The 12214-nt window shown below is 75.7% G+C and carries 12 protein-coding genes and 1 tRNA gene; 10 read left to right on the plus strand and 3 right to left on the minus strand.

All coding sequences use genetic code 11. The features are described 5' to 3' along the window. Nucleotides 1-1147 (minus strand): MFS transporter (locus FA014_RS13490; protein ID WP_154730184.1); only part of this gene is annotated, 1147 nt, incomplete at its 3' end. Between the two features lie 242 nt (nucleotides 1148-1389). Between FA014_RS13490 and FA014_RS13495 the strand changes: the two genes are divergently transcribed. Then, a complete protein-coding gene (locus FA014_RS13495; RefSeq protein ID WP_154730185.1) occupies nucleotides 1390-1692 on the plus strand; it encodes a hypothetical protein in 303 nt (100 codons plus the stop codon). Between the two features lie 72 nt (nucleotides 1693-1764). Here the strand turns inward: FA014_RS13495 and FA014_RS13500 are convergent. Further along, a tRNA-Arg gene (locus FA014_RS13500) sits at nucleotides 1765-1840 on the minus strand. A gap of 59 nt (nucleotides 1841-1899) precedes the next feature. Further along, on the minus strand, nucleotides 1900-2553 hold the full coding sequence (locus FA014_RS13505; RefSeq protein ID WP_154730186.1) for a FadR/GntR family transcriptional regulator: 654 nt from the start codon (nucleotides 2551-2553) through the stop codon (nucleotides 1900-1902). Between the two features lie 106 nt (nucleotides 2554-2659). Here FA014_RS13505 and FA014_RS13510 point away from each other — a divergent pair, with 106 nt between their 5' ends. The 9 genes from FA014_RS13510 to FA014_RS13550 form a co-directional block, all read left to right on the plus strand. After that, nucleotides 2660-3931 carry an MFS transporter gene (locus FA014_RS13510; protein ID WP_154730187.1) on the plus strand — a complete coding sequence of 424 codons (1272 nt, stop codon included), beginning with the start codon at nucleotides 2660-2662 and terminating at the stop codon, nucleotides 3929-3931. A 43-nt stretch (nucleotides 3932-3974) separates the two neighbouring features. Further along, the gene (gene argS, locus FA014_RS13515; RefSeq protein ID WP_154730188.1) at nucleotides 3975-5654 is read left to right on the plus strand and encodes an arginine--tRNA ligase; all 1680 of its coding nucleotides are present in this window, start codon (nucleotides 3975-3977) and stop codon (nucleotides 5652-5654) included. After that, nucleotides 5651-7042: a diaminopimelate decarboxylase gene (gene lysA / locus FA014_RS13520; RefSeq protein ID WP_154730189.1), complete on the plus strand. Its 1392-nt coding sequence runs from the start codon at nucleotides 5651-5653 to the stop codon at nucleotides 7040-7042. The genes argS and lysA overlap by 4 nt, the downstream gene beginning before the upstream one ends. A gap of 90 nt (nucleotides 7043-7132) precedes the next feature. Beyond that, entirely contained in the window at nucleotides 7133-7744 is a 612-nt protein-coding gene (locus tag FA014_RS20735) for a nucleotidyltransferase family protein (RefSeq protein WP_230323145.1), read from the plus strand. Continuing rightward, nucleotides 7741-8079 (plus strand): HepT-like ribonuclease domain-containing protein, encoded by a 339-nt coding sequence (locus FA014_RS13530; RefSeq protein ID WP_154730190.1) that lies wholly within the window; start codon nucleotides 7741-7743, stop codon nucleotides 8077-8079. Before FA014_RS20735 ends, FA014_RS13530 begins: the two co-directional genes overlap by 4 nt. A gap of 218 nt (nucleotides 8080-8297) precedes the next feature. Beyond that, nucleotides 8298-9686 carry a homoserine dehydrogenase gene (locus tag FA014_RS13535; RefSeq protein ID WP_154730191.1) on the plus strand — a complete coding sequence of 463 codons (1389 nt, stop codon included), beginning with the start codon at nucleotides 8298-8300 and terminating at the stop codon, nucleotides 9684-9686. Continuing rightward, nucleotides 9686-10777, plus strand: a complete 1092-nt coding sequence (thrC, locus tag FA014_RS13540; protein ID WP_154730192.1) for a threonine synthase — start codon at nucleotides 9686-9688, stop codon at nucleotides 10775-10777. The genes FA014_RS13535 and thrC overlap by 1 nt, the downstream gene beginning before the upstream one ends. 8 nt (nucleotides 10778-10785) lie before the next feature. Beyond that, nucleotides 10786-11739, plus strand: a complete 954-nt coding sequence (thrB, locus tag FA014_RS13545) for a homoserine kinase (protein WP_154730193.1) — start codon at nucleotides 10786-10788, stop codon at nucleotides 11737-11739. 242 nt (nucleotides 11740-11981) lie between these two features. Continuing rightward, the coding region (locus tag FA014_RS13550) for a Rho termination factor N-terminal domain-containing protein (RefSeq protein ID WP_195969293.1) at nucleotides 11982-12214 on the plus strand (233 nt) is incomplete at its 3' end.

Raw genomic sequence — 12214 nt, forward strand, 5'->3', positions numbered from 1 at the left:
GGAGCCCGGTGCCGCCGTCGCCGGGCAGGGCCGCGGCGAACGGCTGGAGCCACCCGTCGGCCGCCCCGGCGGCCGCGCCCGCGGCCCAGGGCCCGAGGGTGCCGCCGGCGTCACCGGCGAGCGCGAGCAGGGCGAACATGGCGGCGCCGCCCATCGGGAACCGCGCGGCGGTGAGGGAGAAGGTGCCGGGCCAGAGCAGGGCGACGCACAGGCCGCACAGCGCGCAGGCGAGCAGGCTGACGGCGGGGACGGCGACGGTCGCGGCGACGACGTAGCAGAGGCCGGCGCCGGCGGACGACACCACGAGCAGCAGCCGCAGGGACACGCGCTGCCCCCAGATCCCGTAGGCGAACCGCCCCGCGCCCATGAGCAGCGCGAACAGGCCGGGGCCGAGCAGGTCCCCGACCTGCTTGCTCACGCCGGTGCCCTGCTCGGCGAAGAACGACGACCACTGGGCCATGGTCAGCTCGGCGGCCCCGCCGGTCATCATGAGCACGAGCGCGGCGAGGAACAGCGGCGTGCCGAGCAGGGAGCGCAGCGGCGTCCGGTCCTCCTCCGCGACGGTGTCGGGCAGGGGGACGCGGAGGAACACGACCATGTTGACCAGCGGGACGACCGCCCACAGGACGGGCAGCACGGGCCACAGGCCCTCGCCGAGGACGGCCAGCAGGGCGGTGGTGCCGACGACGACGGCGAGCTGCCCCCAGCAGTAGAACGAGTGCAGCAGGGCCATGCCGGCGGCCTTGGACTCGGCCGGGGTGGGCAGGTGCTCGACGACGGGGCTGACCAGGACCTCGAGCAGCCCGCCGCCGACGGCGTAGACGACGACGGCGGCGCACAGCCCGACGAACGGGTCCGGGGCGACGAACGGCAGGACGGCGAGCAGGACGAGGCCGAGGGCGGCGAGGACGTGCGCGAGCACGAGCGGCACGCGGTAGCCGACCCGGTCGACGACGCGCATGACGGCGAGGTCGGTGAGGAGCTGCACGCCGAAGTTCAGGGCGGCGAGCGTGCCGAGCTGGGCGACGGGGATGTCGAGACGCGTGTGGAACACGATGAACAGCAGCGGCGCCAGGTTGTTGACGACGGCCTGGACGACGTAGGCGGCGTAGCTCGCGCGCTTCGTCGCGGCGTAGGCGGGGGGCACGGGTGCGGGTCCTCCGGGTGCGGTGCGGTCGGCGACCGGTGCGGCGCCGCCCCCGCAGCCTAGGGGCGACGCCGGCCGACCGGCCGCGCCGCCGCGACGCGACGCGTCGACCCGACGACGTCGTCCGGTCGCGCCCGTGCCGAAGTCCTCACAAGTGCCCTGGTGCGTGCCGATCGGACGAACGGTCGGCATGCGCTTCCCCTGCGTGCCCGCCGACGCCGCTCACCCCGGAAGGACCCCCTGTGCTGCGACCGACCCGGATCCTGCTGCGCGACGGTGCGAGCCGCGCCCTGCTGCGCGCGGTCGACCTGCGCGGCCACACGGTCCGCATCGAGGGCACCGGGGGGAGCCTGCGCGTCGAGGACACGACGACGGAGACGGTGCTGGTCGACGCGCCGATGGCCAGGCTCGAGCTGATCGACGCCGAGTCGATCCACTACGAGGGTGCGGGCCGGGTGCTCGACCAGCGGGAGCTGCGGCACCTGCGGATCACGCTGGAGTTCGCGGAGCCTGCGACGCGGTCGCTGCCGCGCGCGCCGCGCTGACCCGGCGGACGACCGACGGCCCCGCGCCGGGGACGACGAAGGCCCGGTCCCTCAGGGGCCGGGCCTGCGTGCTGGTGCCCTCGATAGGATTCGAACCTACGACCTTCTGCTCCGGAGGCAGACGCTCTATCCACTGAGCTACGAGGGCGGGGTACCGCGTCGCGCCACCCGCGATCGAGCGGCGCGGTGCACGAGACTACCAGGCTCTCAGTCCTCCCCGAGCAGCCCGGAGAGGTACACGCTGGTCTCCGCCACCGCCCGCGCGTCGTCGCCGGCCGCGATGGCCTCGACGAGCCCGTCGTGGTTGTCGCCGTCCTGCAGGATCTGCGCGAAGTTGAACCGGATGTTGTCGGTGATCGCGTCGATCAGGTTCTCGTAGAGCGACAGCAGCACGGGGTTGCGCGCGGCGCGGGCGATCGCCCGGTGCAGCGCGAGGTCGGCGGCCACCATCCGGTCGAGCGCGCCCGACCGGTAGGCCTCGGCGCGCTGGTCCCGCAGGCGGGTGATGGTCGCGACGTCGGCGGTGGTGCGGCGGCGGGCGGCGAGCCGGGCGGCCTCGACCTCGAGGCTCCGCCGGACCTCGACGACGTCCCGCTGCCGCGCGTCGGCGATCTGGCGGCCCATGCTGACGGCGAGCTCGGAGGTGGACAGCACGTAGGTGCCCGAGCCCTGGCGGCGCTCGACGAGGCCGGCGTGCACCAGGGACTGCACGGCCTCGCGCACGGTGTTGCGGCCGACGCCGAGCAGCTCGACCAGGGCGGGCTCCGGCGGGATGCGGGTGCCGACCGGCCAGTCGCCCGAGGTGATGCGCGCTCGGAGCTGCGCCACCGTCGCGTCGATGAGTCCGGTGCGTCGCGTCATGCGGGGTAGTCTCCCTGGTCAGTTGTGCCGCGATTCAACACGACCGGGGCACCCGTCCGCCAGCGCCCGCCGACGCGCGCAGTCTCCCGTGCAGAACCGAGGCCGCATGTCGCCCACCGCTCCGTCCGCCGGAACCGTCGCGCCCTGGCGCGGCCGCCGGGTCGTGCTGCTCGGGGTGGTGCTGGTCGCGCTCAACCTGCGGATCGCGGTGGCCTCGGTGTCGCCGATCCTCGACCTGGTGCGCGCGGACGTGTCGCTGTCGCCGACCGAGGCGGGCCTGCTCGGCACGATCCCGGTGGCGTCGTTCGCGGCGTTCGGCTCGCTGACGCCGGTGCTCGCCCGCCGGGTCGGGCTGGAGCCGCTGCTGGTCGCGGCGATGCTGCTGTCGGTCACCGGCGAGGTCGTGCGGTCGTCGTCGACGTCGGCGGCGGGCTTCCTCGGGTGGTCGGTGATCGCGCTGGCGGGCATGGGCATGGGCAACGTGCTGCTGCCGCCCGTGGTGAAGCGGTACTTCCCGGACCGGATCGGCGTCGTGACGTCGATCTACTCCGTGACGATGTCGTTCAGCACGGCGCTGCCCGCGCTGCTGGCGCTGCCGGTGGCCGAGCGGCTCGGCTGGCGGACGGCGCTGTCGGTGTGGGCGGTGGTCGGCGTGCTGGCCGCGGTGCCGTGGGTCGTGGTGGTCGTCCGGTCGGCCGCCGCCCGGCAGCACCTGTCCGGGCTGCTGCGCCGGGCGCCCGCGACGACGCCCGCGCTGACCTCCCGGCACCGGTCGGGCGGCCGGGTGTGGCGCAGCCCGCTGGCGTGGGGCATGGCGATCACGTTCGCGATGAACTCGCTCGACTCGTACGTGATGTTCGCGTGGCTGCCGCAGATCCTCGTCGACGGCGGGACGTCGGCGCACGCCGCCGGCGTGTGGCTGTTCGTGTTCGCGATCCTCGGGCTGCCGGCGGCGCTGGTCGCGCCGATCGCCGCGGCCCGGATGCGCAACCCGATCGGGCTGGTCGTGGGGTTCGTGGCCTGCTGGGCGGTGTCCTACGTCGGGCTGCTGGTGTCCCCGGGCGGGCCGGTGTGGCTGTGGGTGCTGCTGGGCGGGATCGGGCCGGGGGCGTTCCCGGTGCTGCTCGCGCTCATCAACCTGCGCACCCGCACCTCGGCGGGGGCCGCGTCGCTGTCCGGGTTCACGCAGGGCGTCGGGTACGCGATCGCGGGGACCGGCCCGCTGCTGGTCGGCGCGCTGTACGACGCGACGGGGACCTGGACCGCCGCGCTGCTGTTCCTGCTCGGGACGCTCGTGGTGCTGCTCGGCGCGGCGACCGTGGCCTGCCGGCCGGTGATGCTGGAGGACACCTGGGGCCCGCGGGCGACGACGCCCTGAACCGCGGTGCGGGGCAGCCCCGGCGCGTCGCTACGCTTGTCCGGTGACCCCCGCTGAGCTCTCCGAGTCCCTGCGCGCCGCCCTCGCGGGCGCCGTCGCCGACGGGACCTTCGCCCTGGACGCCGCCGACCTGCCCGCCACCGTGCACGTGGAGCGACCCCGCCAGCGGGAGCACGGCGACTGGGCGACCAACGTGGCGCTGCAGCTCGCGAAGAAGGCGGGCACGAACCCCCGCGCCTTCGCCGAGGAGCTCGCGCGCCGGCTCGCGGACGCGCCGGGTGTGGCGAAGGTCGACGTCGCCGGTCCCGGCTTCCTCAACATCACCCTCGACGCCGCCGCGGCGGGCGAGCTCGCGCGCTCGGTCGTCGACGCCGGCCCCGCCTACGGGCGCAACGAGACGCTGGCCGGCGAGTCGATCAACCTCGAGTTCGTCTCCGCGAACCCGACGGGCCCGATCCACATCGGCGGCGTGCGCTGGGCCGCGGTCGGCGACAGCCTCGCCCGCGTGCTCGAGGCGTCCGGCGCCCGGGTCGGCCGGGAGTACTACTTCAACGACCACGGCGCGCAGATCGACCGGTTCGCCCGCTCGCTGCTGGCCCGCGCGAAGGGCGAGGAGGCGCCGGAGGACGGCTACGGCGGCCAGTACATCGCCGACATCGCCGACGCCGTGATCGCCCAGGCGCTCGCCGCCGGCGAGCCCGACCCGCGCACGCTGCCCGACGCCGAGGCGCAGGAGGCGTTCCGCGCGCGGGGCGTCGACCTCATGTTCGGCGAGATCAAGCAGTCGCTGCACGAGTTCGGCGTCGACTTCGACGTGTACTTCCACGAGGACACGCTGCACGAGACGGGGGCGGTCGAGCGCGCGGTCGCCCGGCTGCGGGAGAACGGCCACATCTTCGAGGCCGACGGCGCCACCTGGCTGCGCACCACGGACTTCGGCGACGACAAGGACCGGGTCATCATCAAGTCCGACGGGGACGCCGCGTACATCGCGGGCGACCTGGCGTACTACCTGGACAAGCGCGAGCGCGGGTTCGACCGCGTCATCATCATGCTCGGGGCGGACCACCACGGGTACATCGGCCGCATGATGGCGATGTGCGCCGCGTTCGGCGACACCCCGGGGGTCAACCTCGAGATCCTCATCGGGCAGATGGTCAACCTGGTCAAGGACGGCCAGCCGGTGCGGATGAGCAAGCGCGCCGGCACGGTCGTCACCCTCGAGGACCTGGTCGAGGCCGTCGGCGTGGACGCGGCGCGGTACTCGCTGGCGCGGTCGTCGGCCGACTCCTCGATCGACCTGGACCTCGACCTGCTGACCCGGGCCACCAACGAGAACCCGGTCTACTACGTGCAGTACGCGCACGCCCGCACGTGCTCGGTGGCCCGCAACGCCGCCGACGCCGGGGTGCGCCGCGAGGACGGCTTCGACGCGTCGCTGCTCGACCACGCGACCGAGTCGGTGCTGCTGGGCAAGATCGCCGAGCTGCCGCGCATCGTCGCGCAGGCCGCGGAGCTGCGCGAGCCGCACCGCGTCGCCCGGTACCTGGAGGAGCTCGCCGGGGCGTACCACAAGTGGTACGACCAGCGCCGGGTGCTGCCGTTCGGCGACGAGCAGGTGTCCGACGTGCACCGCACCCGCCTGTGGCTGAACGACGCCACCCGCCAGGTGCTCGCGAACGGCCTGGCGCTGCTGGGCGTGAGCGCGCCGGAGCGCATGTGACCGGCGGCCCGTCCGGCGCGGCGGCCCCGCTCGGGCTGCCCTGGCCCGCGCACGCGGGCCGTGGCGCCGACGGGGCCGTGCGCGTCGCGGGCGTGGACCTGCGCGACCTCGCCGCCGAGCAGGGCACCCCTGCGTACGTGCTGGACGAGGCCGACTTCCGGGCCCGGGCGCGGGCCCTGCGCACGGCGTTCGAGGGCGCGTTCGCCGAGGTCGGTGCCGGCGTCGACGTGTACTACGCGGGCAAGGCGTTCCTCTCCGTCGCGGTCGCCCGCTGGGCGCACGAGGAGGGGCTGCGGGTCGACACCTCGACCGGCGGCGAGCTCGCGGTCGCGCTGCGGGCGGGGGTGCCGGGTGCGGACCTCGGTCTGCACGGCAACAACAAGTCCGACGCCGAGATCGCCCGGGCGCTCGACGCGGGCGTCGGGCGGATCATCGTCGACTCGCTCGGCGAGGTCGAGCGGGTCGCCGCCGCCGTGCGCGCCCGCGGGGCGGGTGCGGCACCCGCGCCGGTGATGGTGCGCGTGACGACCGGGGTGCACGCGGGCGGGCACGAGTACATCTCGACCGCGCACGAGGACCAGAAGTTCGGCCTGTCGGTCGCGACGCCCGCCGACGGCGGGGACAGCCCGGCGCTCACCGCGCTCCGGCTGGTGCTGCGGCACCCCGAGCTGCGGCTGCTCGGCATCCACTCCCACATCGGCTCGCAGATCCTCGACCCCGCGGGGTTCGCGGTGGCGGCGCAGTCGGTGCTCGGGCTGCGGGCCGACCTGGCCGCGCGCACCGGCTACCTGGTGCCCGAGGTGGACCTGGGGGGCGGGTTCGGCATCGCCTACCTGCCCGGCGAGGTCCCGCTGGACGTCGACCGGATCGCGAAGGAGATCGCCGCCGCGGTGGACGCCACGTGCGCGTCGCTGGGCACCCCGCTGCCGCGGCTGTCCTTCGAGCCGGGCCGGGCGATCGTCGGGCCGACGACCCTGACGCTGTACACCGTGGGCACCGTGAAGCCGGTGTCCCTCGACGAGGGCCGGTCGCGGCTGTACGTCTCGGTCGACGGCGGGATGAGCGACAACATCCGGCCCGCCCTGTACGGCGCGCACTACCACGCGGCGGTCGTGTCCCGGGAGGGCGCGGCCGAGACGGTGCTCGCGCGGGTGGTCGGCAAGCACTGCGAGAGCGGCGACATCGTCGTGCACGAGGTGCAGCTCCCGGCCGACGTGGCGGCGGGGGACCTCCTGGCCGTGGCCGCGACCGGGGCGTACGGGCGGTCGATGGCGTCCAACTACAACCACGTGCCGCGGCCCCCCGTGGTGGCCGTGCGCGACGGGGCGACGCGGGTGCTGGTGCGTCGCGAGACCGAGGACGACCTGCTGGCCCTCGACCTCGGCTGAGCGACGCCGGCGGGCGGCGTTGCGTAGGTGACCGGGCCGGGACTGGGTGGTCCGCCCCGCCGATAGCTTCTGCTATCGGAGGTGATCGGGATGGTCGACAGGGACCAGGACGGGACGACCGCGCTGGAGGCGGCGTTCGCGGCGTACCTCGGCGAGGCGGCGACGCGCGCCGACCGGCTGCGGGCGGAGGCGTCGCGCGCGCTGGTGCTCGCGGCGCGGCAGGCGGCGGACCTCGGGTGGAGCCAGCGGCGGATCGCGGCGGCGCTCGGACGGAGCCAGCCGGAGGTGGCGCGCCTGCTGCGGCGGGGGGCCGCCGTGCGGCCGCCAGCGGACCTGGTGCGGGCCACCGCCGACGTGGCGGTGGACGGTGCGCCGGGGGACGGGCACGGCGGGGCGCCACCGGGCCCGCGGTCCGAGACCATGCTGGACCGGGTGCTCGGCCGGCAGCGGGACGCGATCGTCGCGACGGCGGACAAGCACGGGATGTCGAACGTGCGCGTGTTCGGGTCGGTCGCACGTGGCGAGGACGGCCCGGAGTCGGACGTGGACCTGCTGGTCGACCTGGCTCCGGAGGTGAGCCTGTTCGACCTCGCTCGTCTCGAGGTCGAGCTCACCGACCTGCTGGGGCGGCCCGTCGACGTGGTCCCGGCGCGGATGCTGAAGCCGCGGGTCGCGCGCACGGTGGAGGCGATCGCGCTATGAGGCGGACGACGGCCGACCTGGCCGACGACGCGCTCGAGCACCTCGCGCTGATCCGGCGCTACGTCGGCGACTACGGCCTCGACGCGGGGGTGGCGCTCGACGCCGTGGCGCTCCACCTCTCCAGCGCGCTCGACTGCATCGGCAAGATGCCCCCTGGGGATCGTGACGCCGCGTGCGACCGCGCGTGGCCGCAGATCCGTTCGCTGCGGAACCGGATCGCGCACGGGTACCTCTGGATCGAGGCCGACGTCGTGCGCGGCGTCGTCCGTGACCACCTCGACGGGCTGGAGCAGCGGCTGTCGGCGCTCGTGGCGCGACCGGAGCCGGACGCCTGACATGCGACTCCGGGTCGCCCGAGATCGAGTCGTCGGACGTCCGGTCCTCGATCGCGTCACCCTGGGCAGGGCGGTCGCCGGACCGCCGCGCCCACGGTGTGGATACGAGGCCGCCCGCCGATGCGGCCCCCCTATCCTGTGGTCCGTCGGGCGCCCCTGCGTCGGACCCCACCCCTGCAGGCCCGGGTCGGACCGGGCGTGATCGGAAGGTGCATGCGGTGACCGCACGCGACGAGTCCGTCAGCCCCACCTCGCCCGCCCCGGGCGCGACCGGCCGCCCCGCGGTGCGCGTCGCCCTGCTCGGCTGCGGCGTCGTCGGCACGGAGGTCGTCCGGCTGCTCACGACGCAGGCGTCCGACCTCGCCGCGAGGGTCGGGGCGCCGCTGGAGCTCGTCGGCGTGGCCGTGCGGGACGTGGACGCGCCCCGGGACGCCGTGGTGGACCGCGCGCTCCTCACCGCCGACGCCGAGGGTCTGGTCGCGAAGGCCGACGTGGTCGTGGAGGTGGTCGGCGGCATCGAGCCCGCGCGCCGGCTGCTGCTCCGCGCGATCGAGCACGGCGCCGCGGTCGTCACGGCGAACAAGGCGCTGCTCGCCGAGGACGGCCCGACCCTCTACCAGGCGGCCGACGCCGCCGGGGTGGACCTGTACTTCGAGGCCGCCGTGGCCGGCGCGATCCCGCTCGTGCGCCCCGTGCGGGAGTCGCTGACCGGCGACCGCGTGCACCGTGTGCTCGGCATCGTGAACGGCACGACCAACTACGTGCTGGACCGGATGGCGACCGAGGGCCTCGACCTCGCCGACGCGGTGGCCGAGGCGCAGGCGCTCGGCTACGCGGAGGCCGACCCGACGGCGGACGTCGAGGGCTTCGACGCCGCCGCGAAGGCGGCGATCCTCGCCTCGCTGGCGTTCCACACCCGGGTGTCGATCGACGACGTCGACCGCCAGGGGATCATGCAGGTGACGGCGGACGACGTGGCGTGGGCCGCGCGCACGGGCCACGTCATCAAGCTGCTCGCGATCGCGGACCGCCGCGCGACCGCCGACGGCGCCGAGGGCGTCCAGGTGCGGGTGCACCCCGCGCTGGTGCCGCTGAGCCACCCGCTCGCGGGCGTGCGCGGCGCCTTCAACGCGGTGTTCGTCGAGGCGGAGGCCGCCGGCGAGCTCATGTTCTACGGCCGCGGCGCGGGCGGCGCCCCGACGGCGAGCGCGGTGCTCGGCGACGTCGTCTCGGCCGCGCGGCACCGGGTGCACGGCGGGCGCGGCCCCGCCGAGTCCTGGTACGCGGCCCTGCCCGTGCTGCCCGCCGAGTCGGCGCGCACCCGCTACCAGGTGCGGCTCGACGTGGACGACCGGCCCGGCGTGCTCGCGCACGTCTCGGCGGTGCTCGCCGAGCACGGGGTGTCGATCGAGGCCGTCCGGCAGTCGCCCGCCGACGCCGCCCCCGCCGACCAGGCGGCCGACGGCGCCGACGCCCCCGGCGTCGCCCGGCTGGTCATCACCACGCACGAGGCGCCGGAGGCCGCGCTCGCGGCCACGGTCGCCGCGATCCGCGACCTCGGCTCCGTCCGCGAGGTCGTCTCCGTCCTGCGAGTCGAGGGAGCCTGATGGCACACCAGTGGCGCGGCGTGATCCGCGAGTACGCCGACCGCCTGCCCGCGCACGTCCAGCAGCGCGTGGTCACCCTCGGCGAGGGCGGCACGCCGCTCGTCGAGGCGCCCGCCCTGTCGAGGCTCACCGGGGCCGAGGTGTTCGTCAAGGTCGAGGGGATGAACCCGACCGGCTCGTTCAAGGACCGCGGCATGACGACGGCGATGTCCGCCGCCGCGGGGCGCGGCGCGAAGGCCGTCGTCTGCGCGTCCACCGGCAACACCTCCGCGTCGGCCGCCGCGTACGCCACCGCCGCGGGCATGGTCTGCGCGGTGCTGGTGCCGGACGGCAAGATCGCGATGGGCAAGCTCAGCCAGGCGGTGGCGCACGGCGCCACGCTGCTCCAGGTCGACGGCAACTTCGACGACTGCCTGGTCGCCGCGCGCAAGCTCGCCGAGGCGTACCCGGTCGAGCTGGTGAACTCCGTGAACCCGGACCGCATCGAGGGCCAGAAGACCGGCGCGTTCGAGATCGTCGACGCGCTGGGCGACGCCCCCGACATCCACGCGCTGCCCGTCGGCAACGCAGGCAACATCACCGCGTACTGGAAGGGCTTCCGCGAGTACGCCGGCCTGGACGCCGGCGCGGACCTCGACCCGGTCGCCACGCACACCCCGGCGATGTGGGGCTTCCAGGCCGCCGGGGCCGCCCCGATCGTGCACGGCTACCCGATCACCGAGCCCGAGACGATCGCCACCGCGATCCGGATCGGCAACCCGGCGTCGTGGACGCAGGCCGAGGCCGCGCGCGACCTGTCGGGCGGGCTGATCGAGGCCGTCACGGACGACGAGATCCTGCACGCGCACCGTGTGCTGTCCGCGGAGGTCGGCGTGTTCGTCGAGCCGGCGTCGGCCGCGGGCGTCGCGGGGATCCTGCGCCTCGCGCAGGAGGGTCGCGTCCCCGCGGGCGCGCGCATCGTCGTGACCGTGACCGGCCACGGCCTCAAGGACCCGCAGTGGGCGCTCCGCACGGCCGACGGCACGGAGGTCGAGACCACCCGGGTCCGCCCGGACGTGGTCGAGATCGCCACCGCGCTCGGCCTCGGCTGAGGCCCGCCGTGCGACTGGGAGCCGACCGGGCGCGGGTGCGCGTCCCGGCGACGAGCGCGAACCTCGGCCCGGGCTTCGACGCGCTGGGCCTCGCGCTGGCGCTGCACGACGAGGTCGAGGTGCGCGCCCTCGGCTCCGCCGACGTGGTCGTGGACGTCGTGGGGGAGGGTGCCGACGAGGTGCCGTCCGGCGACGACCACCTGGTCGTCCGCGCGCTGCGGCACGCGCTCGACCACGTCGGTGCGCCGCAGACCGGCCTGCACCTGACCTGCCGGAACCGGATCCCGCACGGCCGCGGCCTCGGGTCGTCGGCCGGCGCGGTGGTCGCCGGGCTGCTGGCCGCGCGGGCGCTGGTCGCGGAGCCGGAGTCGCTGGACGACGACGTGGTGCTGCGGCTGGCGACCGAGCTGGAGGGGCACCCGGACAACGCGGCGCCCGCGCTGCTCGGCGGCGCGACGGTGGCGTGGTCCGAGGGTGGCGACGCGGTGCGCGCGGCCGGGCTCGCCGTGCACCCGGACGTCGCGCCGGTGGCAGTGGTGCCGTCGAGCCGGCTGTCGACGTCGCACGCCCGCGGGGTGCTGCCCGCGCAGGTGCCGCACGGCGACGCCGCGTTCCAGGCGGGCCGCGCGGCGCTGCTGGTCGAGGCGCTCGGCCGCCGCCCGGACCTCCTGCTGCCGGCCACCGAGGACCGGCTGCACCAGGGCTACCGGCGTCCCGTCATGGCCGAGAGCCTGGCGCTCGTCGACGCGCTCCGCGCGCAGGGCGTGGCGGCCGTCGTGTCGGGCGCCGGTCCGACGGTCCTCGTGCTCGCGCGCGCCGCCGGGGCGCCCGGCGAGGACGGCGGCCGGCCCACCGATGCGGACGCCGCGTTGCAGCAGGTCTTCGGCGGGGTGATGGGCGGCTGGCGCATCGTCCCGCTCGCGATCGACACCGCCGGTGCGGAGGCCCGGAGACTGCCCTGATCGACCCGGCCCGGTGCTATGCTGGGCGCCGTTCCCCGGGTCTCGTCCTGACATCCGCACAGCCTTTTTCCGGTGCAGCGTCGCTCAGGAGACGAGCCCGGGAGCGATCCAGCCCACGCGAGTCGACGCGATCGGCGTGACCCGTGCGGCTTCACCGACGCGCCGGACCCGACTGAGGGCCGGACGCGGACCGTGCGCCCCGACCGTGGGCGACGGTCCCCGACGAGGGGGAAGGGTCCTTCGTGACAGACACCATCGAGCCGGCCGTGAGCAGCGCCTCCGGCGGCTCCGCCCGTGGTGGCGCCGTCTCCGCCATGCGCATGCCCGAGCTGCAGGCCCTGGCGGCCGAGCTCGGCGTCACCGGGACCTCCCGGATGCGCAAGAGCGACCTGGTCGACGCCATCCAGGCCAAGCGCGCCGGCGGCGGCGAGCGCCCCGCGGGCCGCACCCGCCGCGCGGCGACGCGCGACGCGGG

This window comes from Cellulomonas hominis, assembly GCF_005239125.1.
In the GTDB taxonomy this organism is placed as follows: Bacteria; Actinomycetota; Actinomycetes; order Actinomycetales; family Cellulomonadaceae; genus Cellulomonas; species Cellulomonas hominis_A.